Raw genomic sequence first — 25,816 nt, 5'->3', positions numbered from 1 at the left:
AATTTTGAATTAAAGATTATTTAATTCGAAATATTACTAACGACTACAACATAAAGGTCATGAATAATACTGTATGTACCTGACCAAAATGGTTACGAGTGTTGTTTGGCGTACAGGGAATGACGATGATTCACACAAAATGAATGGGAAAACGAGGAGGATCATATGTTAAAAATCGGTATTATTTTAGGAAGTACGCGAGAAGGTCGTGTTAGCCCACAAGTTGGAGCGTGGGTAAAGGAAGTTGCTGAAAAACGTCGTGATGCGGAATATGAAATAATTGATATCGCTGATTTTAAATTACCGTTTCTTGGTGAGCCGGGAGGAGATACTTCTGGAGTAGCTATATGGTCAGAGAAAGTAGCCGCATGTGACGGCTTTGTCTTTATTGTGGCTGAGTATAACCATTCAATCACAGGTGCACTAAAAAATGCATTAGACTTTTTACGAGTAGAATGGAACAATAAAGCCGCAGGTATCGTTTCCTATGGTTCAGTTGGAGGAGCACGTGCTGCGGAGCATTTACGAGGAATTCTAGGAGAATTACTAGTTGCCGATGTGCGAGTTCATCCTGCTTTATCTTTATTTACTGATTTTGAAAACGGCTCGGTCTTTAAGCCAAAAGAGGTGCAGGCAGATTCCGTCCATCAAATGTTAGATCAGCTAATTCCTTGGTCAACAGCTTTAAAAACAATTCGTTCTTAATTTTAAGGCAATAGGTATCTTAAACGTATACATTCGTTTTATTTAAAACAATCATATAGACAGCCGCTTTCAGCTATATTCACAGCATGGAAGCGGTTGTTTTTGTTTGGATCATTCCTATTAATGTTCGATTTCTTCGATAACCTTTTCTTTCAAATCTGCATCCATAGAGGATAGCTTGACCGTATTTGAGAGACGTTCCTTTAATTCCTTATCCGTCATAATGCCACGTTCTTTTAAAATTTGTACGAGTAGATTCAAGGTCATAATATTTTTAATTTCCGCTGCTTTTGCATCCATATAAAACCCTCCAAAAATATAGAATTACTACCCCTTTAGTGTACTCCTATTTTAGAATCATGACACAGAAAGGACAAAACATAGCAAATTTATTTCGTGTTCCGGAATATGTGAGAGAAATTTAGCAATACCAGAAATGGTCCATAGCATAGTAACTATAAAACAGTGATAGAAAACGGTGAATATTGTATTTGCAGAGTTCATACCTTCCTAACAGGGGGGATTTCATGTGAAACGGATTGGAGTCGTTACAGGATTAATGCTGGTCATTATCGCGATCATCATCCTGTTTAATAAATATGTAGATGGCAAGCCTGTGGAAGCGAATATCGAGAAAGGTCCAATTATTACGAAAGAAGAGCTGAGTTTATCACTATTGAAAGATAAGCTCCTTGAAAAATACGTTGGTATTGATGTTAAAACAACTGCGGACAAGGAATTGGTCATCCAAATTGTAGGAGGAGAAGAGTATGTACAGTCGGTTAAAAAAGACATGGAGGCTATTGCTAAAAGCGCTTTAAAAACTTCGGCATTAAAGGATTATTCCATTGTTTTTGAAAGATGGGAATTTACTACTTTGCTCGATGGTAATAAAACGATAGGCAATGATATTAATCTATTAATCGAAGATTTAATTAAAGGGTTACAGGCATTTGATGTATATGAATACTTAATACTAGAGAATCGTACAACCATTACGATTCAAACAACTATAAATGGTGACAATGAGGAGGCACTTCAATTAGCGACTAAGATGGAAGGAGCAGTAAAAAAGATTGTCCAAACAAATGTGAATCAAAGTGATTCCTATATCATTCATATACTAAATGAGGAACGAGAAAAAATTAATTGAAAAGCATCGAGACTATAATCTAGATGCCTTCCTTTTTGCTAGGTAATTTATTTATGGGAATCCACATTAATTATTCATGGCAAATAGAGCTTGATAGAGTGTTGCCAGTAGTGCAACAAAGTGCATGTCGTCAGCTTGGAAAAGTTTAAACATAAGTCCCGTCCGTATGAGCTCAGTCTCTATTGGGCTTGCACTCGCAATTTTCACATCATTACAATATAAATAGGCGGTAGAAGTAAAATCCTTCTCAAAACGAAATGCCAAGTTGTCCATTGTAAAGGTGTAAGAGGATTCTAATAATTGAACTGTTTTTCGGACAATCGGTATGATGCTACCATCAGGCATAACGAGCTGATGACTAACCCCTTTTGTTAATAGAGTAGATTGTACTTGAAAAAGCGGGGCACCTAGAGTTGTACGTGTTTCATAACGATAGGGTAAAGTTTGCTGTGTCGCGACTAATAATACGGCGTTTAAAACTTTTCCAGTAGAAGAACGTTCTACTTTTTGAAGCATACACACTGTTTCGTTGTGTTCATTCATAATTGGAATAGCGGAAAAGCTTTTAAAGCCCTTTGGATAGGTAAGTGTAAATGTTGCCATAAAGAACCTCCATTCATTATATATACGAGTAGGTCATCCAGGAGGTTTCACAAAATGACAGAAGGGGAAGTTTTGAACTATCGATTTCAAACAATTACACAAGAACAAGCGAAGATATTGCCTATAACTGGCATTATAATGGCAACTATTCTTTCTATGATATGAAGGCTGATCAGGAGGATTTACAAGCATTTCTCAATACGAATATAAGAGGGAATTCTATTTTTGCTGTCACAACAAAACACGAATTAGTTGCTTATTTTAGCATGATGACCATACCTATATGCAAGGAAATGGTGGTGTCTATGAATTTCTAAAAATGGACTATATAAAAGGCTACTAAAGAGAGACAAGTATCTCGCTTTCAGTAGCCTTTTTAACTATTTAAGATTGCGCGATTTGACCTGAGAGAGCCCGCTTTTCCTGCTCTGTGTCAAATTCCTTTTCCATTTTTGAAACGACCACTGTCGCCACACCATTACCAATTAGATTGGTAACAGCTCGGGCTTCGGACATGAATCGGTCAACCCCGATTAATAATGCAATCCCTTCTACGGGAATCATCGGGAATGCCGCTAATGTAGCAGCAAGTGTGATAAACCCAGAGCCGGTTACGCCAGCAGCCCCTTTAGATGTAAGCATTAGAATGGCTAGTAATGTGATTTGATGCCAAATATCTAAATCAACCCCGTAAGCTTGGGCAATAAATATAGCTGCCATCGATAAGTATATGGATGTTCCATCTAAGTTAAACGAATAACCTGTTGGTATAACTAGTCCCACAACTTGTTTAGAACAGCCGTAGTTTTCTAATTTACGCATCATGGAAGGCAATGCTGATTCAGAAGAAGATGTACCAATCACGATGAAAATTTCATCTTTAATGTATTTAATAAATTTAAAAATACTAAATCCAAAGTAGCGTGTAATGGCCCCTATAATAACAACGATAAAAATAAACATTGTGATATAGACGGATAGCATTAAAAATCCTAAGTTGCCAAGAGATTTAAGTCCAAAGTTTCCGATTGTATAACTCATGGCACCAAATGCGCCAATAGGAGAAACTTTCATGACCATATTAACGATTTTAAAGAAGATATCCGCAACTTGCTCAAAAAATTTAATAACTGGTTTAGCTGGTTCTCCAATCGCTGCTGCTGCTAAACCAAATAATACGGCTGAGAATAAGACAGGTAATAATTCACCATTTGCGAGAGCACCCACAACATTATCAGGGATAATTTGCATAATAAATGCACCCAGACCGTGCTCTGCCGCCGCCGCGTCTGTATATTGAGAGACATCTGCTCCATTGGCAGCTTCCGTATTAAAACCTTTACCTGGTTTTACAATATTGACAACTATAAGTCCAATCGCTAAGGCAAATGTGGAAACAATTTCAAAATAGATTAAGGCTTTTCCCCCAATTTTCCCTACCTTTTTGACATCTCCCATACTACCAATTCCAATTACAACTGTTAAGAAGATAATTGGTGCTATTAACATTTTAATAAGTTTAATAAATATATCCGCTAATATTTTTAGCTTTGCTCCAAATTCTGGGAACGTAGCACCTACTATAATTCCTAGTACAATAGCAATCAATACTTGTACTGTTAAGTTTTTGAAATTTATACGCATATAATTCTCCCCCTACAACATCTATGAAGATTGTGTGAACGCTTTCATGTCGTTATCATAGCTGAAATTTTCCGACAATAGTTTTTATGACCGTAATGTTTCTATTGTTCATTTTGTTCATTTTTCAATGATAGGGATGGTAAATGCAGTAATAGCAATGGTTTTAAGCTGTTTTATAGTAGTTTTGATTTTTCGGAATCTATTATAATACAAAAGAAAAGATCCCTACGAAAAGTAAGGATCTATCATTAATGAACAAAAGTATTAGGGTGCAACAATTTTTTCAATCTCCGTCAAAATGGAATCATTTTGTAGTTGAGCCCTATAAAAATCATAGACAGGGGCGAGTTGCTCCTTAAAGCGCTGTCTTTCCTTGAGACTCATTGTAGAAACATCAAAATCATCTTGCTGTTTGAGCTTTAACATATCTTGTTCATTCATACGGGCAGCCTGTTCAAACTGCCAATCTGTTGTTTCCTTCATAGCCTCCACTAATTGATGTTGAATTTTCACGGGTAGGGAATCCCAAAAGTTTTCATTCATTAATACCGCATATCCTAAAATACCATGCTGTGTGATGGTCATATGTTTTTGAACCTTGTAGAAGCCTTTTGAATAAATATTTGACGCTGTATTTTCCTGTGCATCAATGGCATGTTTCTCTAGGTCTGTATAAACCTCACTAAAGGAAATCGGGATAGGTGTTGCTTTCAATACTTCAAATTGCTTTTCCAATGTTTTGCTAGGCATTGTGCGGATGCGTAAACCCTGTAAATCTTCAAATGTATGAATGGGGTGATCAACAGAGGTTAGATGTTTAAAGCCGTTGTACCAAAAGCCGAGTCCTTTAATATGAATAGCTTCTAGCTCGTTTAATAATTGATCACCTATCGTTCCTGTCAGAACTTCTTGTACTTCTTCATTTGTATTAAACAGGTAGGGTAAGTCAAGAACTTGCCAATTCGGTACATACGTGGTCATTTTAGAAAAGGTAGGGATAATCATTTCGACTTCTCCCTTTTGCAAAGCTTGAAACTCATTTTCATCATTAAATAAAGAGGAATTGGAGTAAACATGTACTTTGACCTTCCCTTTTGTCTTTTCTTCTACTAATTCAGCAAATTTATTGGCAGCCTGTCCTTTTGGCGTATTTTCAGCTACTACATGACTTAAATGGATGGTAATCTGTGTGTCTAATCCCTTCTGCTCATCATCGTAGGGAAGCGGCTTAGCAAAAAGTAAACCTTGTTGAACACTAATAGTGATCACTAAAATTAAGACAGTTACAATCGTTCCAATAATAAATTTTTTCATTGAATACACCCAATTAATTCGTATTTTCTATTGTTTTTGTTATTCTAACATATGGAGTAAGCTAAAATATAGTAGGGGGGAGGCGAGCATCTTGAAATTTCAGAAGTTATCGATGCAAAGAAAAATTATGTCGCTAACTTTTTTTATTCTTATGCTTTCCTTTAGTATTGGTGGTACTTTTTTGTTGGGATATGTAATGAATGAGCAAAAGAGCAAGCTTAGTGACCAAGCGTTACTAGTCGCTAAAACAGTCTCGCAGCTTCCCGAAATCAAAACCTATATTGCCCATGAAAACATGGAAATGGCCATACAACATATTAACCCTGTAGTTGAAGAAATCCGAGATATAAATGGTGCTCAATATATTGTTGTTTTGGATACGAAAAGACGGAAATATTCTCACCCTAACAGGGAGGAACTTGGAAGCATTTCGCAATCGGCTGATTTAAATGCCGCTTTTTCTGAACATTATTATACATCAATCGCGCATGGGGAGCATGGTAACATGGTTCGCGCGTTTGTACCAATCATGAACAATCAAGGACAACAAATAGGTGTTACGGTCGTTGGATATAGTGTTTTGACGGTGGCGGAATTACTGCAATCGATGCAGACCGAGCTTATCATTACGTTACTATTATCACTAATCTTTAGCGTATGGGGTGCGCGAACATTAGGGCTTCATATGAAAAAGCAAATGTTTGGATTAGAGCCCCATGAAATTGCCAAAATGTATGTTGAACGAACGGAAACCTTTAATGCGATGCATGAAGGTATTATTGCCATCGATAATGATTTGACCATTACCATTTTTAACGAGAAAGCCTGTGTAATACTCGGGGTTCACGAAAAGCCATCCAAATTAATTGGTCAGAAAATATTTCACGTCCTACCGGATACAAGGCTACCTGAAATTTTAGAGCTTGATCAGCCACTATTTAACCGTGAGCTATATATAAATGATCATAGTATTATGAGTAATCGTATCCCCATACAGGTAAATGGAGAAACTGTGGGAGCAGTGGCTATGTTTAAAGATCGTACAGAAGTGAAAAGGCTTGCTGAAGAACTGACAGGAGTACGAGCATTTGTCCAAGCGCTTCGTGTTCAAACTCATGAACATAAAAATAAATTGCATACGATAGCTGGGCTTTTACAACTTGGACATCATGATCAGGCATTATCCTACTTGACACAGGTAAAGGAAGAACATGATGAAATTACTAACTTTTTAAATGAACGCATTAAAAATGAAAATATTTCAGGGCTATTGCTTAGTAAAATTTCCTATGCCAAAGAACAAGGGATTCGATTGGAAATTGACCGTGAAAGTCGCTTAACATCCTTTCCACCTAATTTAGATCATCATGATTTCGTCATTCTATTTGGGAATTTAATAGAAAATGCCTTTGATGCATTAAGGGATACTCAGGTGGAGGAGAAGGTCATTCATGTTTCTGTCGATGAGGATGAGGATGTATTAGCCATTCTTGTGACGGATAATGGTGTTGGCATGACAGATGAGATCAAGAGTCATATTTTTGACAATGGCTATTCAACAAAAGAGAAAAATTACCGAGGCATAGGGCTATTTTTAATAAAAGAGATTGTTGAAAAAGGACAAGGTGATATCGAAGTCATCAGTGAACCAAATAAAGGGACTAGTTTTTTAATAATGTTTTACTATGCGTAAGCATTAATTTGGAATGGAGGGCTGATAGTGGTAAAAATTAAGGTATTATTAATTGAGGATGATCCAATGGTGCGTGAGGTAAATCGACAATTTATTGAAAAGGTAGATCAATTTCAAGTGATTGGACAAGCATCAAATGGCTTAGATGGGGTTACGCAAATTCGTCAACATCAGCCTGACTTGGTATTTATGGATATATTTATGCCGGAGCAAGATGGCATCACTAGTTTACGTAAAATACGCGAGCTGGACTTACCAGTAGATGTCATCACTGTAACGGCTGCGAATGATATGGACACGGTGAAACAAGTACTACACCTAGGTGTCTTTGATTATATTATGAAACCCTTTTCGTTTGAACGTGTCAAAGGGACCCTAGAAAATTATTTACACTTTAAAAAACAAACGCAAACGGAACGCGAGCTAACACAAGGCGAATTGGATCAATTATTCCATTATCGCGATGGGCAAAAACCTTTGGAACAGACTATCTTGTTACAAACAGAAAAAAACCTTCCGAAAGGCTTTAATCGTACAACCCTTGATAAGGTGGTGCACTTTTTGCAATCGGTAGATGGCGCATCAGCAGAAGATGTAGCGAGTGGGGTCGGGATTGCCCGAGTTACAGCTAGAAGATATTTAGATTATTTAGAGAAACAGGAAAAAATTACGATGGATGTCCATTATGGTGGAATTGGTCGTCCGATAAACTATTATTTTAGTAAATAAAGAAAAAAATCCTGATTGTCATAATAGCAATCAGGATTTTTTTATCGTCATTTATGGGGCATAATCTTATCGACTGGTTTAGGTGTTTTAATCTTCGGTAGAATTTTATCTAATGTCACCGTACGTTTGATAACATGTGTGGATGGATCATTTTCATCAAATTGGTCCAAGAATGAAATGACCTCTTTGACAATAGGTGTTGGTGTTGAAGCTCCTGCTGTAACCGCAACTTTATTAATTCCTTTTAACCAATCTATTTTAAGCTCTGAAACGTCCGCAATACGATAGGAAGGTGTTCCAGCGATTTCAACAGAAACTTGCGTTAAACGATTGGAGTTATTCGATTTAGGGTCGCCTACAACAATCAATAGATCCGCTTCTCCTGCCTGCTGAGCGACAGCTTCTTGACGGACTTGAGTAGCTAAACAAATCTCTTTGTGTACCTCAATATGTGGGAACTTTTCTTTTAAACTATCCATTAAATGGGCAACATCCCATTGGCTCATTGTCGTTTGATTTGTGACAAGCAACTTATCATTCGTTAAATTTAACGAATCAATATCATTGGAAGATTGAACTAAATGGACATGATCAGGTGCAACGCCAATGGCACCCTCAGGTTCCGGATGTCCTTTTTTCCCAATATAAATAATATCATAGCCTTCTGCAGATTTTTCACGAATTAAATCGTGGGTAACTGTTACATCAGGACATGTAGCATCAATGGACACTAGGCCTTTACGCTTCGCAATGTCACGAATTTCAGGTGAAACACCATGTGCTGTGAAAATCACAGTACCAGATTCAACTTGTTCGATAATTTCTAAGCGATTATCGCCGTCTAAAGTGATGATACCATCTTCTTCGAACGCGTCTGTGACATGTTTATTATGGACAATCATTCCTAAAATGTAGATAGGTCTTGGTAATGTTTTATCGAGTGCGGCGTTTCGTGCGATGACCATCGCATCAACAACACCGTAGCAATAGCCACGTGGATTAATTTTTAATACTTGCATGGTTGTGACTCCTTTCAAGCTTTACCTATCTACATTATAACGGACAGGGGCGGCGAATACAAAGAAACGTTCATTTACATGGGTGGCTGGAAAATACGTGGTTTAGATGGAATTGGTTCAGGAGGCGAAAATGATGCTGATGTATTTTGCCTCGCTGATCGTTTATTTCCAGCAGCAGCCTTGCTTTCACTGCCTCCACGATCAGCGCCAGCCGCTCCGCCTCCCGTCGAAGGTAGTCCTTGGAATCCTTTATATAGTTTTAATAAGGACGGTATATTTTTAACCATTGGCATCGCTTGTTGGATATATGGTGTATAAGTTTTAGCGGAATTAAATAGACTGTTTGCTTGTTGTAAGAATGAACCGATTTTAGATGGTTCTTGCACAGGTGGCATCGGCATTTGTCCTCCAAAGGAACCTATTCCATTTGCCATTGGAAAGCCGCCTGGAATTCGTGGTTGAGCAGGGAAGCCTCCAGGCGGGAAAAAGGACTGCGGTGACATCTGTGGTGGTGTTGGCATGGGCATTCTCATGCCACCGGGATACATAGGGTATGGATAAGGTGGTCGAAATACCATAATGATCTCCTTTCTACTTGTTTTTCATTGATGACATACCTGATTATAGCTATGATATGCAGAGGCTAATGGGAGGGTGCGATAATTTATAAGACGAATTCATCCATGAAAGAGCAGAAGGGCGAATAAGCCTTCTGCTACAATTCTCCTATCTTATTCATCTTCATGATAGCGAAGCATTCGATAGCCGACTCGCACATGTGTCTGTATTAGTTTAGGCTGTGCTGGGTCATCTTCTATCTTTTTTCGAAGTGTCGCCATAAACACTCGTAAACTTGGAATATCTGATTGCAGAGCGTTGTGCCAGATTTCCTTTAAAATAAAATTATGGGTTAAAACTTTCCCAACATGCTTGGATAAAACAACTAAAAGTTTATATTCAATAGGTGTGACATGTATTTCCTTTCCATTCACTAATACCGTTTGATCTACGTAATTAATTTGAAGATAGCCATTGGTAAAAGTTGCATTTTCCTGTTCAGGTGGATATTCATACGCTGCTCTTCTTAAGGCAACACGAATTCTTGCTAATAATTCTTCCACACTGAATGGCTTTGTGACATAATCATCTGCACCTGCATCCAGAGCGTTAATTTTGTCATATTCTTCTCCGCGCGCACTGACGACAATAATGGGCGTTTGCGTCCAACTTCTAATTTTTGTAATAAGCTCTACACCATCTATGTCCGGTAGTCCTAAATCTAAAATATAAACATCTGGTTTCATGGTAATAGCCTTTTGAAGTGCGCTGTTCCCATCTTGGGCAATGTCGAATTCATAATGCTGGGTAGCTAATGTCATTTTAATTAAATTGGCAATGGCCACATCATCTTCTACTACAAGAATTCGTTTATTCATCAAATTTCTTACTCCTTTTTCAGTGAAAAGTTAAAAATGGTTCCTTGAGGTTTATTATCAGAAACAGTTATCTGACTACCATGTAATTTTAAAATGGTTTGACACAGTGCTAAGCCTAAACCGAGCCCTCGTCTACTATCACTGCGTTGTACCTTGCCAGTTGTAAACGGCTCAAACAAGCTACTTTTTAAGGAATCATCAATTCCTGGTCCATTATCTGAAATACTGAAGTTTACTAAACCATCACATTCCTTCACCAAAATAGTTATATCACTGCCTGGAGGGGTGTAAGTCAATGCATTATCGATGATATTGATGAAAACCTGTATCATCAATCTAGCATCCATTAGGCTTAGCAAAAATTCTGGTTCTATTTGATAAGATATTTTATGTGAACTGTTTTGGTGAACAACATGGGAAAGAGCCTCCTGAATGATATCTTCTACTAATTCCAACTGAATTTCTAAAGCAAATTGTCCATCCTCTAGCCTAGAAACAGCTAATAAGTTTTCTACCATTTGTACAAGCCATTTCGAATTATTAAAAATATCCTCATACAATTTGTTTTTTTCAATATCGGGTATTAATGGTGCGTTGTTCAGTAAGATATCCGCATTTCCAGAAATAGCAGTGAGTGGTGTTCGAAGGTCATGGGATATTGCCCGTAAAAGGTTAGCACGCATCTGTTCCATTTCAGCTTCTCGCGCTACTTCTTCATGGAGCTTCTGTAAATACCATTTATCCATCGCGAATGAAAAATCATTAATGATAGCGTGTAAAATATTGCGTTCAAATGCAGGTAATGGTAGTAGTTTAGACAGTGCAATACCAATCACCCCTCTAACATTTCCATTAGAAATAACGGGTATATAGTAAGCATGTACTTCAGGAAATATATCCGTAGATACACCCGCTACATGCTTATTATTCGTCACCCAGTTCACAACGCCATGCTCGTTTGGGTTATTGAAAAGCGTAGCTATTTTTTGATTTTCAATCGTAGATATTTTGTCGTTACGAAAAAAAGTAGATTTCCCAATTACCCGATTGTCTATTTCAAAAAATTGCACAGGTTTTTCTACTAATTTGACAATTTGAGACATACCTTCCGTAATAATTTCCTCAATTGACTTCGCATGTTGGAGTCTACGATTTGTTTCAAGGAGTACTTCCATTCGATAAGATTTCCGTATAGCTATAATCGTTTGCTCCTTGATCTTCTTCGTTAAGCTACTTGTAATTACTCCAGAAAGAAACATGATAAAAAAAGTCATAGGATAGTCACGATGATACGCATCAAATGAAAACCGTGGTTCAGTAAAAAAATAATTAAAAAGTAAGACAGCAACGATGGAACTAATGATGCTCATGAGCCAACCTGATGACCAAATAGCAAGAATGAGAACACCTAGAATATAAATGGTTATAATATTTGGCTCACTAATACCAATTGAATATAAATATAAGCCAACTATGGATATTACGCTAAATACAATAAACATTTTAAAAAGATCCAGCCATTCAAATGCCAGTTTATTTTTTATACGAGGAAAGTAAAATTGTTCATTTTCTTGATCAGGTACTATGTGTATAGATAAGTTGGGCACATATTCATTCAGACGGTCACTAATTTTCGCGTTAGGCTGCCACCATTTTTTTCTCATACTTGATCGACCGATGACAAGTTTAGTAACACCACTAATTTGAGCATAGTTGGCAAGGGCTGCAGCTATGTCATCCTCTTGAACAATGACAACATGACCGCCAAGCTGTTCTACTAGCTTGATATACTGTTGTAGGCGTTCAGAATCAGCATGATTTCTTTCATGCGCCTGCATGTTTTGAACATAAAGAGCGGTAAATTTGCCATGTAATGCTTGAGCAAGTCTTGCAGTAGTCCGAATCACTTTTGCATTTGTAGGAGAACTACTTATACCTACAAGTAAGTGTTCTTCGATTTGTACATAGTTTCTGACAGATTCATTACTGTTTAATTGTTGATAGTTGATGGTATCGGCTGTTCGCCGTAATGCGATTTCCCGTAGCGATACTAAATTTTGCTTACGGAAAAATGAATCTAAAGCTTTCTCTGCCTGTTGTTTGACATATACCTTCCCATCTTGCAGACGTTGAATTAATTCGTCTGGTTCAATGTCGACAACCTTTATTTGCGCGGCTTGATCGATTAAATAATCAGGAATACGCTCCCGCACTTTAATCTCAGTGATTTCTTCCACTAAATCATGAAGACTTTCAATATGTTGAATATTTACAGTTGTAAAAACATGAATTCCTTTAGCAAGTAGTTCTTCAACATCTCCAAAACGCTTCTTGTGTCGCATTGATGGAACATTAGAATGAGCCAATTCATCAATCAGGACAATTTCTGGTTTGCGCTGCAATACCGCATCTATATCTAATTCCTGAAAAATTTTCCCCTTATAGGTTATTTTCTTTGTAGGGATTTGCTCAAGTCCTTCTAGTAATGCTAACGTTTCTGGACGAGGGTGCGGTTCCACATAGCCAACCACTACATCTTTACCGAGTTTTTTCGCCTGATGTGCCGCATCCAACATAGCGTAAGTTTTACCTACCCCAGCAGCATAGCCGAGAAAGATTTTTAATTTCCCTATAGAATGTTCCTCCTGTTGAAGCCTCGCAAGAAACATCTCTGGAGTTGGACGTGTATTTTCCATCCTCTTTCACCTCATTTGTATTATAGCCTTAACTTTCATAAAGAAAGTGTAAAGATTTTACTTCTTTATCCTTTCTTAATAGAAAAGAAGATTTCCTAACACTACATTAATTTGAAAGTCAGTATGATGAGAGCATCCTTAAGGAGAAGGGGTGTTACGATTGATGGATTTTTTTATGATGGGCTTATTGATTATAAGCTTCGCTTGCGTTTTAGCGTTAACAGTATGGTGCTACAAACTAGTAGAAGAGTCATGAGGAGGATAGCAAATGTGGATTTTTATGGGAGTTGTACTCGTATTTCTGTTTGGTTATTTAGGGCATGCATTACTTTATCCAGAAGATTATTAAAGGCAGGGGGGACACAATATGTGGCAAATAGCCATCGTATTCATAATTTATTTACCGCTCGTTATCTTAACGGGTCATTATTTATATCGGGTAACGTTGCAACAAAAAACATGGCTCGATCCTCTATTAGATAAAGTCGATGCAGCAATTTATAAAGTTTGCGGCATTAAACGCGTTAATATGACGGGCAAAGAATATGTACTTTCATTAATTATTTCAAATGCCATGATGGTGTTTGTAGGGTATATCATTCTACGCATTCAAGCATTACTAGTTTTAAATCCAAATAACATTAACAACATGGAAGCTACCCTTTCATTTAACACGATTATTTCCTTTATAACGAATACAAATCTTCAACATTATAGTGGTGAATCTGGACTCAGTTATTTATCACAGATGCTAGTCATTACTTTTATGATGTTTACATCAGCAGCTACTGGTTATGCAGCTTGTATGGCTTTCTGTCGTAGATTGGTTGCTAAAACAGATACGATAGGTAATTTTTTTGTCGATTTTGTTCGTGTTATTACTCGCATTTTAATGCCTTTTTCCATTGTTGTGGCTCTTATTTTAGTATCACAAGGATCACCACAAACCATTGAGGGCAATCAAACAGTACAAACAATAGAGGGCAAGTTACAAGATATTGCACTTGGACCTATTGCTTCTCTTGAATCTATTAAGCATATAGGGACAAATGGTGGCGGTTTTAACGGAGCAAATTCAACCACACCTTTTGAAAATCCAACTGTTCTATCAAATATAGTAGAGATATTATCTATGATGTTATTACCAGGGGCATGTGTCGTTGCTTTTAGTCTGATGGTCGCCTACAGAAAAAAGAAAACTATTTTTGGAAAACAGGGGCTAGCTATTTTTACTGCGATGAGTATATTGTTCCTCGTGGGATTAGTGACTGTGTACATAGCAGAGAAGGCAGGTAATCCATTCATTAGTGAACTCGGCATTACGCAGGAGCTTGGGAGTATGGAAGGCAAAGAAATGCGCTTTGGAGTAGCGCAATCAGCATTATTTACGACCGTTACGACCGCATTTACTACAGGGTCAATTAACAACATGCATGATACATTAACGCCACTTGGTGGTCTAGTGCCTATGTTTAATATGATGCTCAATGTTGTGTTCGGTGGTAAAGGAGTTGGCCTGATGAACATGATGATGTATGTTTTACTTACCATTTTCATTGCCTGTTTAATGATTGGTCGATCTCCACAGTTTTTAGGTAAAAAAATTGAAGAAAAAGAAATGAAGTTAATTGCTCTTTGTATTCTAATTCATCCTGCTATTATCTTGCTATTTTCAGCACTTGCGGTTGCGACACCATCTGGAATAGTTGGAATAACGAATCCAGGGGCACATGGATTATCACAAGTACTATATGAATTCGCCTCCGCCTCAGCCAACAACGGCTCTGGCTTCGAAGGGTTAGCGGATAATTCAACATTTTGGAATGTAACTACAGGGCTGGCTATGTTCTTTGGTCGTTATTTAACCATCATTATTCAATTAGCTATAGCCTCTTTACTTGCTAATAAAGTAAGGCATAGTGATTCAGTAGGAACATTAAAAACGGATACGACTACCTTTACTTTTTTACTAGTTGCTATTGTTTTGATGATTGGTGCGCTGACCTTTTTACCAGCTTTAGCACTTGGTCCAATTACCGAGCATTTACAACTTTATTCTTAATGAGGAGAGACACATATGGAAACAGTAAGAAAAAGTTTTATGACTGGCATCATACTAAAAAGAGCATTAATAGAAGCTTTTAAAAAATTTAGCCCCCTATATATGAAGAAAAATCCTGTTATGTTTGTCGTAGAGGTAGGGTTTTTGTTTGTGTTACTGTTAGTTCTTTTTCCAAATTTGTTTGGTGATGAGGGGGGAGAACATGCACGATTATATAATGGGATTGTAGCTATTATCCTTTTTGTTACGATTCTATTTGCAAATTTAGCAGAGTCGATTGCAGAAGGGAGAGGGAAAGCACAGGTTCAAACATTAAAAAAAACAAAGACAGTGACACAGGCACGTGTTTTGCTTCATGATGGTTCTGAAATTTTTAAATTGGCCCATGAATTAAAAAAAGGAGATATTGTATTAGTTCAAGCTGGAGAGATCATTCCTAATGATGGTGAAGTCATTGATGGAATTGCTACTGTAGATGAATCCGCAATTACTGGTGAATCAGCTCCTGTAGTGAAAGAACGGGGAGGAGATTTCTCGTCAGTGACGGGGGGGACGACGGTAACAAGTGATTGGCTGATGATTGAAATCACTTCCATGCCTGGTGAATCATTTTTAGATAAAATGATAACGCTTATTGAAGGAGCCAGTCGAAAGAAAACGCCAAATGAAATAGCACTCAATACACTTCTAGTAAGTTTAACAATTATCTTCCTTTTGGTTGTGGTGTCACTATATCCTATGACAACTTATTTAAATGTACCGATTTCTATCGCTACGCTAATTGCCCTGACCGTTTGTTTAATACCGACAACGATTGGTGGATTATTATCGGCGATTGGTATTGCAGGAATGGACCGCGTAACACAATTTAATGTTATAGCGATGTCTGGCAGAGCGGTAGAGGCATGTGGAGATGTGGATACGTTAATCTTAGATAAAACAGGAACGATCACTTATGGAAATCGTATGGCGGCTGAGTTTCTACCCGTTAAAGGAGTGGAAAGTCAGGATTTAATTCAAGCTGCATGGCTTAGTTCACTAACAGACGATACACCAGAGGGGAAATCTATTTTATCACTGGCCTGCGAATTAGGGGTCAATTCAGACGGTGAAGAAATGATTATTAAGTCAAGTAAGCATGTTCCATTTACAGCACAGACACGCATGAGTGGTTTAGATAAAGTCGATGGCACAAAAGTTCGAAAAGGAGCCTCTGATACGATCAAAAAAGAAAGTATGAAAGCTGGGCATAGCATTCCTAGCAATTTAGATCAATTGGTTCAACAAGTCTCTTCTGTTGGGGGGACACCACTGTTAGTAGCGTTAAATGATAAAATTCTAGGCGTAATTTACTTAAAGGATGTCGTCAAGGCTGGACTGAAGGAGCGATTTGACCAGCTTCGTGCAATGGGGATTAAAACGGTTATGTGTACGGGAGATAATCCACTTACTGCTGCAGCTATTGCAAAGGAAGCAGGAGTAGATAGCTTTATTGCAGAAAGTAAGCCTGAGGATAAAATTCAAGTGATTAAAGATGAGCAGGCACAGGGTAAGGTTGTAGCTATGACTGGTGATGGGACGAATGATGCGCCTGCACTGGCACAGGCGAATGTAGGGCTTGCTATGAATTCAGGAACAAATGCAGCAAAGGAAGCTGCGAATATGGTAGATTTAGATTCAAATCCAACTAAAATTATTGAAGTTGTAGAAATTGGCAAGCAATTGCTAATGACTCGCGGTGCCTTAACCACATTTAGTATTGCAAATGATATCGCAAAATATTTTGCCATTATTCCAGCTATGCTAATGGTCGCTGTGCCTGAGATGAAGGCACTAAATATTATGAATCTCAATTCACCTACAAGTGCCATTATTTCTGCCTTGATTTTTAATGCAATCATTATTCCATTGCTTATTCCAATTGCCATGAGAGGGGTAAAGTATAAGCCAATGAGTGCTGCAAAATTATTAAATAAAAATTTACTTGTGTATGGTATGGGTGGAATAATAGCCCCCTTTATTGGCATTAAGATCATTGATCTACTAGTAGGACCACTATTTCGTATAGTTGGATTATAGGGAGGAAGCTGTATGCGAAAAATTATTGAGAACTCCAAGCAGGCATTATTTGTGACAATAACCATGTTCATTATATGTGGTTTAATATATCCGTTTGCCGTGACAGCCTTAGCTCAAGGGGTGTTTCCTCACAAAGCAAATGGCAGTTTAATAGAAATGGACGATCAAGCGGTTGGTTCTGTATTAATTGGTCAAAGTTTTACCGCTCCAGAATATTTCTGGGGGCGTGTCTCATCCGTTAACTATAATGTTTATACGACAGAGGATACGCTACCTGATGACAATGACCAGGTGAACTATAGTGGTGTAAGCTCAGGTACATTTAACTATGCACCAACCAATCCAGAATTGAAGAAACGAATAGAGGGGGATATCGAGAGGTTTTTACTTGCAAATCCAACCGTACAACGGCAAGATATACCATCGGATCTAATGACTGCCTCAGGTTCAGGGTTGGACCCCCATATTAGTGTGAAGGCAGCACAAATACAGGTGGATCGAATTGCCCAAGCAAGTGGGCTTTCTAAGGAAGACATTAATAAAATTATAGAGGCAAATATAGAAAAACGTACATTTGGAGTATTGGGAGAACATAAGGTGAACTTCCTTATGGCGAATATAGATATTATGAAAAAAATGGAGAGTACTAAGGATTAAAAAAATGAAAGACAGGTAGAGAAAGCTTCTCCACCTGTCTTTCTATATATTAAGCTTGTGAATTAACAAGGATTTTTATATGGTTTCGCTCTTTCATTAATGCCTCAAAGCCCTCTGTTACGACCTCTTCAAGAGCTATACGTTTTGTTACAAGTTTATCAGCAGGGAAGTAACCTTGCTTCATTAATTCCATCACTGCTGGGAAAATATCGCGATAAGCAATAATACCTTTAACAGAACGCTCAGTTAGTACGATATTGTTTGGCAGAATAGATGCGTCAGTTTCCCAAATAGAAACAATAATGGTTTCACCTTCAAAAGTTGTGGAATCTATAGCTTGCTGTAATACTACTGGAACACCTGTTACTTCAAATGCTACATCAACGCCACCATTTGTTAATTCATGTAGACGAGCTACCGCGTCCTCCTCTTTAGGATTAATCACTGCTGTAGCACCTAGTTCTAATGCTTTAGCGGCACGCTCTGCTGAAAGCTCTACGGCATATATCTCTGACGCGCCTGCAGCACGTAACGCTTCAATGACAAGAAGCCCGATTGGACCTGTTCCAAAGACAGCTGCTTTATCGCCTGCTTTTAATTTACTTTGGCGTACTGCGTGTAGGGCTACCGCTGCAGGTTCGACCAATGCGCCTTGCTCGTAGGAAAGTCCTTCGGGCATTTTGTGAACCAATTTTTCGTCTACCATTGTAAATTCAGAGAATCCACCACCACCGCCTGAAAGACCGTGGAAGCCTAAATGCTTACAAATATTATATTTACCTTTTTTACAGGCAGCACATTCGCCACAGGAAAGAATCGGTTCAACTACGACAGGATCTCCCACTTTTACGGATGTTACACCATCACCAATTTCAACTACTTCGCCTGAGAATTCATGTCCCATTACAATTGGCGCGATATCTTTACTTACATAGTGAGGTTGCTCCACAGGAATAAAGATTGGACCAGCTGCGTATTCATGTAAATCACTACCACAAATTCCTGTCCAATGTACTTTAATTTTTACTTTTCCAGGTGCAATGACTGGTTCATCAATATTTTCTACACGGATGTCTTTTGCTTTATACCATCTTGCTGCTTTCATCATCTATCAACCTCCTATAATATCTTACAGCTCTATCATAACATGTGGGAATAATGCTAATCATTAGCTCCCTATAAATTGACATAAAATTTACATATACCCAGCTTTTTCGAGTATTGATACAGCGCTTTTTTGATTGCATATTCTCCGTATTTCAAGTACCTTTGATAAGGGCTTTGTTACAGTGATCATAAAACGATAAAATTATGTTTATGCTTGTAAGAATAGGATGTAAATATACCTTAAAGTTCGAATCATGGTACAATGAAAAAAGATGTTAGGAGGAACGAATGATGTCAAAATATACTGATTATAATTTTCAGCCATTTTTGCAGGACGCCATTGCAGAACTTGGCTTTACAGAACCGACACCAATTCAAAAAGAAATTATTCCATTAATATTAAAAGGGAAGAGTGCCATTGGACAGGCACATACAGGAACAGGGAAAACACATAGTTTTTTAATTCCGATTGTTCAACGTATTGATGTAGAGAAACAGGAAGTACAGGCCGTTATTACTTCTCCTACACGTGAGCTGGCACAGCAAATTTATGATGCATTGAATCAATTAATAGAAGGAACAGCTATACAGGCAAAACTTTTTATTGGGGGTACGGACAAACAACGCTCTATTGATAAGTTAAAAACGCAACCTCAAATTGTTGTTGGAACACCTGGACGTATTCGTGACCTTGTTTCAGCACAAGCGTTATTTGTGCATACGGCACCAATTCTAGTTGTTGATGAAGCAGATTTAGCTTTCGATATGGGCTTTATTGAGGAAATTGATGGATTTGCATCTCAAATGCCAGAGAAACTTGAAATGTTCGTATTTTCAGCAACAATCCCAGAAAAGCTACAGCCTTTCTTAAAAAAATATATGGACGCACCTGTCCATGTACACATGAACGATAAACGACCTGTGGCAGAGGGCATTGATTTTATGCTTGTACCTGTTCGTTCTAAATCACGTAATAAACGTTTATTAGAAGTCATTGAAGGCATCAATCCATTTTTGGCTGTTATTTTTACAAATACACGTAAATCGGCTGAGCATGTTGCTGGTTATTTAAATGAGCATGGTATCCGTTGTGGACAAATCCATGGTGATTTAAGCCCACGTGATCGTAAGAAAATGATGAAGCAAATTCGTGATCTCGAATATCAATATATTGTTGCAACAGATTTGGCGGCACGTGGAATTGATATTCAAGGAATTTCTCATGTCATTAACTATGAAATCCCTGAGGATTTAGAATTCTTTATTCACCGTGTAGGACGTACTGCTCGTGCAGGTAATAAAGGAACAGCCATTACATTATTTGAGCCATCTGAAGAGGATGCAGTAGTACGTGTGGAAAAAATGGGTATTCCATTTGTGCAAATGGACGTTAAAAATGGAGAATGGTCTGAGTTAAAAGAGCGTCATGCCCGTAAAAATCGTGTTAAACAAGAGAATGAAATAGATGTGAAAGCGAAGGCGTTGGTGCGTAAACCTAAAAAGGTGAAACCAGGCTATAAGCGTAATATGAAATGGGAAATGGAAAAAATTAAAAAACGCGAACGCCGCTTAAAAGCGAGAGGAAAAAAATAAGGGGGCTTTTACATGCTACTTGGCTCACATGTTTCGATGAGTGGGAAAGAAATGTTACTTGGCTCTAGTAAAGAGGCATTATCGTACGGAGCTAATACATTTATGATCTATACAGGAGCGCCACAAAACACACGTCGGAAAGCGATTGCCGATCTGAACATTATGAATGGTCGCCTTCATATGAAAGAGCATGGCATGACTAATATTGTTGTTCATGCTCCTTATATCATCAATATTGGCAATACGGAAAAACCAGAAACTTTTCGACTCGGTGTAGATTTTTTACAGTCGGAAATTGAACGTACAGCAGCATTAGAGGCAACACAAATTGTCTTGCATCCTGGTGCACATGTGGGTGCTGGGGCAGATGCAGGGATTGCCAAAATTATTGAAGGCTTAAATGAAGTATTGTCGCAAGATTATCCCGTCCAAATTGCATTAGAAACAATGGCAGGGAAAGGAACAGAATGTGGCCGTTCCTTTGAAGAGTTAGCTAAAATCATAGACGGTGTCACTCATAACGAACGTCTTTCTGTATGCTTTGATACTTGTCATACACACGATGCTGGCTATAACATTGTCGAGGATTTCGATGGTGTTCTCAACGAATTTGATAAATTAATAGGTGTTGATCGCATCAAAGTTCTGCACATTAATGATTCAAAAAATGTGCGAGGCGCTGCTAAAGACCGTCACGAAAATATCGGCTTTGGTCACATTGGTTTTGATGCCTTGAACTATGTTGTGCACCATCCACAATTAATGGCGATTCCTAAAATTTTAGAAACACCATTCGTTCCACTTGCTAGTGATGCCAAATCAAAATCAGCTCCATACAAAGCTGAAATTGAGATGCTGCGCAGCAGTACATTTAAGCCTGAGCTTATCGAGGCTTTAAAAGGCTAACAAAGAAGCCCAACATCCAGCCACAGTGCTGATGTTGGGCCTTATTACGTTATTTTGTAAAAAGTGCGATTAGCTGACGAGAGCGCTTTCTTCCTAAAACAGCCTCCACTTCAACTAAAATATCTTTAGGAATGCCTAAAAAAAGCCAGGAAAATGAGAATTGCTCCAAATAAGGCCGAAGTTTTTTTACTTCAGAAGTTGTAATGTCAAAGCCCTCTTCACGAGCAATCGCGACAATTTCCTTATCCGTGCTTTGTGCCAATTGCTGTAAAAATTGAATACTCAAAGTCAATCCTCCTTTATGATATGGTTAATCAAATGCTTTAAACGGTCGCCATTTCCTCATTCAAAAAGAATAGACATCTTCTTTTCTTTACAAAAACTGCACTTTCCTATATACTTACAACTTGTAAATCGTAATGATTTTGAATTAGAAAGAAGCGATCATGCATGAAAACAACATTAATTGACATTGAAAATGTGTCATTTCAATATGACTATACACAAGTTTTAAAAAATATTTCCTTTCGTGTAGAAGAGGGCGATTTTTTAGCGCTACTCGGCCCAAACGGTTCGGGGAAATCAACGTTATTAAAAATCCTTTTAGGTTTATTGAAGCCTCTTTCGGGAGAAATAAAGCTTTTTGGTGAACCAAGTGCAACGTTTAAACATCGAGAATGGATCGGTTATGTTTCACAAAAATCCAATGCCTTTAATTCAGGATTCCCAGCAACCGTGCAAGAGGTCGTGAAAAGTGGATTAACGAAAAAATTAGGGCTATTTAAAAGACCTGGACGAGAAGCTAAAGGAAAAGTTCAAGAAGCGTTAAAGGCAGTTGGTATGGATGCATTTGAACATCGTAATATTGGTGAATTATCAGGTGGACAACAGCAACGAGTGTTTATTGCGAGAGCTTTAGTCAGTGATCCCAAATTACTTATTTTAGATGAACCGACTGTTGGTATTGATCACGAGAACGTGCAGTCATTTTATGATATGCTGGCGAAATTAAATCGGGAACAGGGAATTACAATGATTCTTGTCACACATGATGTCGATACCGTATCTAATCGCATTAGCCATGTGGCTTGTTTAAATCAAACGATTCACTTCCATGGCTACAAAAATGAATTTGATAATATTTCCCAGGGTGCGCTAGATGCTTGGTATGGCCATTCTGTGAGAAAGATTCATTAGAAGGAGAAGGCACAATGATTGAAGCAATTTTACATTATGAATTTTTACAAAACGCCTTTTTCTCTGGATTATTAATTGGCATACTTGCCCCACTATTAGGCGTTTTTATTGTAGTACGAAGGCTATCGCTTATTGCCGATGCTTTGTCACATGTCACACTTGCTGGAATAGCAGGGAGCTTATATATTAGCCAATCTGTGACCGCCTTAGCGTTGCTCAACCCTATTTATCTAGGGATTTTAGCGTCTGTTAGTGGTTCTATTTTAATTGAGCGTCTAAGACGTTTATATAAGCACTATGAGGAGTTAGCTATACCCATCATTATGTCAGGCGGTATAGGTATAAGCGCTATCTTTATATCGCTTGCCAGCGGCTTTAGCACAGATTTAATGAGTTATCTGTTTGGCTCAGTATCAGCTGTATCCCGCCAAGATCTTTGGGTAGTGATTGGAATTGCTGCTGTCGTCATCCTCTTTTTGTTTTTATTTTTTAAAGAATTATTTGTTTTATCCTTTGATGAAGAGTATGCAAAAGCAAGCGGCCTTCCAGCACGATGGGTGCATCTATTGTTTATGATTGTGACTGCCCTTGTCATTGCTGCAAGTATGCGCATTGTAGGTATTTTACTTGTATCATCATTAATGACGTTACCGGTTGCAGCAGCTATGCGATTAGCAAAAGGCTTTAAGCAAACTATCTTTTATGCTATTGTTTTTGGTGAAACGGCTGTATTAATCGGTCTGATTAGTGCGTTTTATTTGGATTTAGCGCCGGGAGGTACAATTGTTGTCACTTCGATTTTGATATTGCTACTTGTGATTCTTGGAAAGAAAGTAGCATTTAAAATGGCTGCGAAGCAAGGGGAGGTAGCACAATGAATGTTTCAAGAGCGTGGGAAATTTTAAAAGAAAATGGTTTTAAAAAAACAGATAAGCGGGAGTTAATATTAGATATGTTTGCAGCAACAGATAAATATCTAACCGCCCGTGATTTATTGGATGTTTTAAAGAAGGATTTTCCGGGAATGAGTTTTGATACCATTTACCGCAACCTTGCTACATTTGTGAAGCTAGGGATTTTAGAGGAAACAGAGCTATCTGGAGAACGTAATTTCCGAATGCACTGTGAATCCGCACATCATCACCATCATTTTATTTGTATGGATTGTGGAAATGTAAAAGAGCTCAATCTTTGTCCGATGGAAATGTTAGGAGAAAAACTACCTGACTATGAAATTGAAAATCATAAGTTTGAAATATATGGGAAATGCCCGGACTGTAAGCAAGAAACTCTGTCACCTTAAAAAATGGACAGAGTTTTTTTATGTAAAAGAGAGGGTTGTTCCTTATAGGAATGTACCCTCTCTAATTTTATTAAGCTACTGCTACTCTACGAATCGCAACAATTTTATTACAGTCTACAATTAAAGGTGAAGCAGCAGCCGCACCAGGCTCAAGGAAGTAAGCACAGCAATTTCTTGGATCGAAAGAAATGAAAGTCACACCTAAGAAGCTAATACCTCCAGATAAGAAGATGTCTAGTGTAGTAGCTAGCTCTAATTTTCTTAATTGCTGACAAATACAGCCTCTACAATTGCTGCTCATTTTCGGTGTACATTTTTCTTCTTTTTGACAAGGGCATTTTTCTTCTTTTCGTGGACAACATTTCTCTTCCTTTTTTGGACATTTACAACCTTGCCAGTTCATCTGTGTTGTATATCGTCTATCCTCCATCGTTCAGACCTCCCTTCCTCTATGTTCGTAAGAGTATCCTTACAGTAATAATCTATGTTTAGTAAATAGATAGAGGCTGGTAATCTGTCCGATAGTCCGCATAAAAATCTATATTTTTCTCTAAAACTTTGGCATTGTGCAAAGTCCTAAAAGTAAATTTTGCTATAAAAATCTAATAATGATATTTGTATGGGGATAGATTATCATTGGAAACAAAAAAAAGACGAGTCATTACAGAAACGTAACTCATCGTCATTTTTCATAACATTATTGATGTTTTTGTTGGAAATCGACCATAAAGTCTCTTAAAGCTTCACAAGCCTCTAATGGCACAGCATTATAAGTTGACGCACGACAGCCACCTACAGAACGATGGCCATTTAGCCCTACAAAGCCAGCTGCTTTTGCTTCCGCTAGGAATTGTTTTTCAAGCTCCTCATCGGCTACACGGAATGTAATATTCATAAGTGAACGGCTCTCTGGAGTGGCATGGCCTTTATAGAAGCCGTTGCTATTGTCAATCGCATCATAAATAACTTTAGCCTTTAATTCATTGCGCTTCTCAACTGCAGTGACTCCACCATTAGATTCTACCCATTTCAACACTTCGCCTAGCATATAGATACCAAATGTAGGTGGTGTATTATATAAAGAATTACTATCAGCATGTGTTGTATATTTAAGCATTGTTGGAATACTTTTATTTGCTTTTTCAAGAAGATCTTTGCGTATAATAACAACTGTAACACCTGAAGGACCTAGGTTTTTTTGAGCACCTGCATAAATAAGTCCAAATTTCTGAATATCAATTGGTTTAGAAAGAATATCACTAGACATATCGGCAACTAATGGTACATTTCCCGTATCTGGATAATCTCTCCACTGTGTACCGTAAATAGTATTATTAGAAGTGATGTGCACATAGGCATCATCTTCATCGAACTGAATGTCTGCTAGGGCAGGAATATTGCGGTATTGGTTGTCTTTCGTGCTAGCAGCCTCCACAGGTGTACCGAAAAATTTAGCCTCCTTGAATGCCTTCTCAGACCAAGAGCCTGATAATACATAACTTGCTTTTTGGTCAGTAGATAGGAAGTTCATTGGCACCATTGTAAATTGGAGGCTAGCCCCCCCTTGTAAAAATAGCACCTCGTAATTTTCAGGTATTGCATATAGCTTTTTCAATAAGGCGATAGCTTCGTTATGTACTTCATCGAAAATGGCACTACGATGGCTCATTTCCATAATCGACATACCTGAGTCACGGAAGTCTACTAATTGTTGTTGAGCTTTTTCTAATACTTCTTGGGGCAGAGCAGATGGACCTGCGTTGAAATTGTATGCACGTTGTGTCAAAGTGGGTACACTCCTTGTTTGGTTAATATGTGAAATTTTATCCAGTGGCTATGAACTGCTGAATATACACTGTACTGATCGGGCTTTAATCGTCTAAGAACAATTATTAGCAAATAGGACCATTAAAGCGGGAT

General features: G+C 38.0%; 24 protein-coding genes. 12 read left to right on the top strand and 12 right to left on the bottom strand.

The annotated features are described in order from the left end of the window. The first annotated feature begins 165 nt into the window (after positions 1 to 165). Positions 166 to 705, top strand: coding sequence for an NADPH-dependent FMN reductase (locus A2J09_RS11025; RefSeq protein WP_012295234.1), 540 nt, complete (start codon positions 166 to 168; stop codon positions 703 to 705). 120 nt (positions 706 to 825) lie between these two features. Here A2J09_RS11025 and A2J09_RS11020 read toward each other — a convergent pair whose 3' ends face one another. Continuing rightward, positions 826 to 1,005, bottom strand: coding sequence for a hypothetical protein (locus A2J09_RS11020; RefSeq protein ID WP_012295233.1), 180 nt, complete (start codon positions 1,003 to 1,005; stop codon positions 826 to 828). Between the two features lie 229 nt (positions 1,006 to 1,234). Between A2J09_RS11020 and A2J09_RS11015 the strand changes: the two genes are divergently transcribed. Further along, the gene (locus tag A2J09_RS11015) at positions 1,235 to 1,858 is read left to right on the top strand and encodes a hypothetical protein (RefSeq protein ID WP_012295232.1); all 624 of its coding nucleotides are present in this window, start codon (positions 1,235 to 1,237) and stop codon (positions 1,856 to 1,858) included. A 66-nt stretch (positions 1,859 to 1,924) separates the two neighbouring features. Here the strand turns inward: A2J09_RS11015 and A2J09_RS11010 are convergent, their stop codons facing one another. From A2J09_RS11010 to A2J09_RS11000, 3 genes are all read right to left on the bottom strand, one after another. Continuing rightward, a complete protein-coding gene (locus A2J09_RS11010; protein ID WP_012295231.1) occupies positions 1,925 to 2,461 on the bottom strand; it encodes a tubby C-terminal domain-like protein in 537 nt (178 codons plus the stop codon). 384 nt (positions 2,462 to 2,845) lie between these two features. Then, entirely contained in the window at positions 2,846 to 4,105 is a 1,260-nt protein-coding gene (locus A2J09_RS11005; RefSeq protein ID WP_012295229.1) for a dicarboxylate/amino acid:cation symporter, read from the bottom strand. Positions 4,106 to 4,369: 264 nt separating this feature from the next. Beyond that, positions 4,370 to 5,419, bottom strand: a complete 1,050-nt coding sequence (locus tag A2J09_RS11000; RefSeq protein WP_012295228.1) for a TRAP transporter substrate-binding protein — start codon at positions 5,417 to 5,419, stop codon at positions 4,370 to 4,372. Between the two features lie 151 nt (positions 5,420 to 5,570). On the opposite strand from A2J09_RS11000, the gene A2J09_RS10995 reads away from it, so the two are divergent. Together A2J09_RS10995 and A2J09_RS10990 are read left to right on the top strand one after the other, a co-directional pair. Further along, positions 5,571 to 7,112, top strand: coding sequence for an ATP-binding protein (locus A2J09_RS10995; protein ID WP_012295227.1), 1,542 nt, complete (start codon positions 5,571 to 5,573; stop codon positions 7,110 to 7,112). A gap of 27 nt (positions 7,113 to 7,139) precedes the next feature. Beyond that, positions 7,140 to 7,841 carry a response regulator gene (locus A2J09_RS10990; protein ID WP_012295226.1) on the top strand — a complete coding sequence of 234 codons (702 nt, stop codon included), beginning with the start codon at positions 7,140 to 7,142 and terminating at the stop codon, positions 7,839 to 7,841. Positions 7,842 to 7,888: 47 nt separating this feature from the next. Here the strand turns inward: A2J09_RS10990 and A2J09_RS10985 are convergent, their stop codons facing one another. The 4 genes from A2J09_RS10985 to A2J09_RS10970 form a co-directional block, all read right to left on the bottom strand. Beyond that, complete coding sequence (locus tag A2J09_RS10985; protein WP_012295225.1) at positions 7,889 to 8,860, bottom strand: 4-hydroxy-3-methylbut-2-enyl diphosphate reductase; 972 nt, start codon at positions 8,858 to 8,860, stop codon at positions 7,889 to 7,891. Positions 8,861 to 8,934: 74 nt separating this feature from the next. After that, positions 8,935 to 9,438 carry a VrrA/YqfQ family protein gene (gene vrrA / locus A2J09_RS10980; protein WP_036162144.1) on the bottom strand — a complete coding sequence of 168 codons (504 nt, stop codon included), beginning with the start codon at positions 9,436 to 9,438 and terminating at the stop codon, positions 8,935 to 8,937. Between the two features lie 153 nt (positions 9,439 to 9,591). Beyond that, positions 9,592 to 10,296 (bottom strand): response regulator, encoded by a 705-nt coding sequence (locus A2J09_RS10975; protein WP_012295223.1) that lies wholly within the window; start codon positions 10,294 to 10,296, stop codon positions 9,592 to 9,594. Positions 10,297 to 10,304: 8 nt separating this feature from the next. Then, entirely contained in the window at positions 10,305 to 12,992 is a 2,688-nt protein-coding gene (locus A2J09_RS10970; RefSeq protein WP_012295222.1) for a sensor histidine kinase, read from the bottom strand. A 367-nt stretch (positions 12,993 to 13,359) separates the two neighbouring features. Here A2J09_RS10970 and kdpA point away from each other — a divergent pair, with 367 nt between their 5' ends. From kdpA to kdpC, 3 genes are read left to right on the top strand one after another with little or no spacing between them, the layout of a single operon-like run. Further along, positions 13,360 to 15,054 (top strand): potassium-transporting ATPase subunit KdpA, encoded by a 1,695-nt coding sequence (gene kdpA, locus A2J09_RS10965; RefSeq protein WP_036162141.1) that lies wholly within the window; start codon positions 13,360 to 13,362, stop codon positions 15,052 to 15,054. A gap of 15 nt (positions 15,055 to 15,069) precedes the next feature. After that, positions 15,070 to 17,133 (top strand): potassium-transporting ATPase subunit KdpB, encoded by a 2,064-nt coding sequence (gene kdpB / locus A2J09_RS10960; RefSeq protein ID WP_012295220.1) that lies wholly within the window; start codon positions 15,070 to 15,072, stop codon positions 17,131 to 17,133. 12 nt (positions 17,134 to 17,145) lie between these two features. After that, entirely contained in the window at positions 17,146 to 17,790 is a 645-nt protein-coding gene (kdpC, locus tag A2J09_RS10955; protein WP_031417011.1) for a potassium-transporting ATPase subunit KdpC, read from the top strand. A 49-nt stretch (positions 17,791 to 17,839) separates the two neighbouring features. Here the strand turns inward: kdpC and A2J09_RS10950 are convergent, their stop codons facing one another. Continuing rightward, the gene (locus A2J09_RS10950; protein WP_031417010.1) at positions 17,840 to 18,895 is read right to left on the bottom strand and encodes a 2,3-butanediol dehydrogenase; all 1,056 of its coding nucleotides are present in this window, start codon (positions 18,893 to 18,895) and stop codon (positions 17,840 to 17,842) included. 293 nt (positions 18,896 to 19,188) lie between these two features. On the opposite strand from A2J09_RS10950, the gene A2J09_RS10945 reads away from it, so the two are divergent. Next, positions 19,189 to 20,490: a DEAD/DEAH box helicase gene (locus A2J09_RS10945; RefSeq protein ID WP_031417008.1), complete on the top strand. Its 1,302-nt coding sequence runs from the start codon at positions 19,189 to 19,191 to the stop codon at positions 20,488 to 20,490. A gap of 12 nt (positions 20,491 to 20,502) precedes the next feature. Then, positions 20,503 to 21,396, top strand: coding sequence for a deoxyribonuclease IV (locus A2J09_RS10940; protein ID WP_012295216.1), 894 nt, complete (start codon positions 20,503 to 20,505; stop codon positions 21,394 to 21,396). A gap of 49 nt (positions 21,397 to 21,445) precedes the next feature. Here the strand turns inward: A2J09_RS10940 and A2J09_RS10935 are convergent, their stop codons facing one another. Then, positions 21,446 to 21,682 (bottom strand): Nif11 family protein, encoded by a 237-nt coding sequence (locus A2J09_RS10935; RefSeq protein ID WP_012295215.1) that lies wholly within the window; start codon positions 21,680 to 21,682, stop codon positions 21,446 to 21,448. 164 nt (positions 21,683 to 21,846) lie between these two features. On the opposite strand from A2J09_RS10935, the gene A2J09_RS10930 reads away from it, so the two are divergent. Genes A2J09_RS10930 through A2J09_RS10920 form a run of 3 tightly spaced genes read left to right on the top strand, consistent with a single transcriptional unit; the run spans position 21,847 to position 23,896 of the window. Then, on the top strand, positions 21,847 to 22,593 hold the full coding sequence (locus tag A2J09_RS10930) for a metal ABC transporter ATP-binding protein (RefSeq protein WP_012295214.1): 747 nt from the start codon (positions 21,847 to 21,849) through the stop codon (positions 22,591 to 22,593). Between the two features lie 14 nt (positions 22,594 to 22,607). Beyond that, the gene (locus A2J09_RS10925; RefSeq protein ID WP_031417001.1) at positions 22,608 to 23,471 is read left to right on the top strand and encodes a metal ABC transporter permease; all 864 of its coding nucleotides are present in this window, start codon (positions 22,608 to 22,610) and stop codon (positions 23,469 to 23,471) included. After that, positions 23,468 to 23,896, top strand: a complete 429-nt coding sequence (locus A2J09_RS10920; protein WP_012295212.1) for a Fur family transcriptional regulator — start codon at positions 23,468 to 23,470, stop codon at positions 23,894 to 23,896. Before A2J09_RS10925 ends, A2J09_RS10920 begins: the two co-directional genes overlap by 4 nt. Before the next feature lie 70 nt (positions 23,897 to 23,966). Here the strand turns inward: A2J09_RS10920 and A2J09_RS10915 are convergent, their stop codons facing one another. Together A2J09_RS10915 and serC are read right to left on the bottom strand one after the other, a co-directional pair. Then, the gene (locus tag A2J09_RS10915; RefSeq protein ID WP_031417000.1) at positions 23,967 to 24,326 is read right to left on the bottom strand and encodes a hypothetical protein; all 360 of its coding nucleotides are present in this window, start codon (positions 24,324 to 24,326) and stop codon (positions 23,967 to 23,969) included. Positions 24,327 to 24,593: 267 nt separating this feature from the next. Further along, positions 24,594 to 25,682: a 3-phosphoserine/phosphohydroxythreonine transaminase gene (gene serC, locus A2J09_RS10910; protein WP_012295210.1), complete on the bottom strand. Its 1,089-nt coding sequence runs from the start codon at positions 25,680 to 25,682 to the stop codon at positions 24,594 to 24,596. Positions 25,683 to 25,816: the final 134 nt, after the last annotated feature.

This window comes from Lysinibacillus sphaericus (assembly GCF_001629735.1).
GTDB lineage: Bacteria > Bacillota > Bacilli > Bacillales_A > Planococcaceae > Lysinibacillus > Lysinibacillus pinottii.
Note: the sequence above shows the minus strand (reverse complement) of the source record. Positions and strands in the feature narration are given on the sequence as shown.